This is a genomic window from Mesorhizobium sp. M7A.F.Ca.CA.002.09.1.1, assembly GCF_003998555.1.
Taxonomy (GTDB): Bacteria; Pseudomonadota; Alphaproteobacteria; order Rhizobiales; family Rhizobiaceae; genus Mesorhizobium; species Mesorhizobium ciceri.
Map to the genome: position 1 here is coordinate 1 of NZ_RZRR01001259.1, position 1,181 is coordinate 1,181.

Consider the following 1,181-nt stretch of genomic DNA (forward strand, 5'->3'; position numbering starts at 1 on the left):
GCCCGTCCATATTCGTGAGATCCTGGCCCGCATCACCGCGATCCGCCGCCGCGCCCAGGAAGACGTCGCCTACACCGAGATCGGCGCCATGCGCATCTTCATGGACGGCCGCGACCCCGAGATCGACGGTCAGCCCCTCCCCCTGCCGCGCCGCGAGCGCCGCATCCTCGAATATCTGGCGAGCAATCGCGGACGCCGGGTCACCAAGACCCAGGTCTTCAACGCCATCTACGGCATCTTCGACGAAGAGGTCGAGGAGAACGTGGTGGAAAGCCACATCAGCAAACTGCGCAAGAAGCTGCGCGAGAAGCTGGGCACCGACCCGATCGATTCCAAGCGTTTCCTCGGCTACCGGCTCGTCTTCTGATGCAGCGCCGCGCCAGCCTCGCGCAAGAAAACATGCGTAGCCTCGCAGCCAGCAGCATGGACACAGCGGAGACGTTTCGATGAGCCTCTATGGAATGATGCGGACCGGCGTTTCCGGCATGAACGCGCAGGCAAACCGCCTGTCGACGGTCGCCGACAACATCGCCAATTCAGATACCACGGGTTACAAGCGGTCCTCCGCCGAATTTTCGACGCTGGTCATGCCGTCGACCGGCGGCGCCTACAATTCCGGCGGCGTCACCACGACGATCCGTCAGGCGGTCAGCGATCCGGGCGTGCTTCAGTACACGACCTCGGTTTCCGACCTTGCCGTCAGCGGCGATGGCTTCTTTGTCGTTCAGGATCCGAGCGGTACCCCCTATCTGACCCGAGCCGGCGCTTTCGTTCCCGACGGTCAGGGCAGGCTTGTCAACTCGGCCGGCTTCCAGCTGATGGCCTACAGTTACGAGAACGGCGTACCGGCAGCGACGGTCAACGGCTTCGAGGGATTGGTCCCGGTTGTCATCTCCGACCAGGGCATGACCGCAACGCCGAGCACCGAGGGCAGCTTTGCCGGCAACCTGCCGGCGGGTGCGACCCCGGTCGCGACCGCCAACCTGCCCGCCGCCAACGCTGCGACCGCGCAATACACGTCGAAATCCTCCATGGTCGCCTACGACAATCTCGGCAACAAGAAGCTGCTCGACGTCTACTTCACCAACACCGGCGCCGGCACCTGGCAGGTGGCGGTCTTCGATCAGTCGAAGGCCACCGCTGGAACATCGTTCCCCTACACCGCCGGCGGCTTGCTGGGC

The 1,181-nt window shown here is 64.3% G+C and carries 2 protein-coding genes; both read left to right on the forward strand.

Going from position 1 to position 1,181, the window contains the following annotated elements:
• On the forward strand, positions 1-367 hold a 367-nt coding region (locus EN994_RS32335), incomplete at its 5' end, for a winged helix-turn-helix domain-containing protein (RefSeq protein WP_164746459.1).
• Between the two features lie 79 nt (positions 368-446).
• Positions 447-1,181 (forward strand): flagellar hook-basal body complex protein (locus EN994_RS32340; RefSeq protein ID WP_127308196.1); only part of this gene is annotated, 735 nt, incomplete at its 3' end.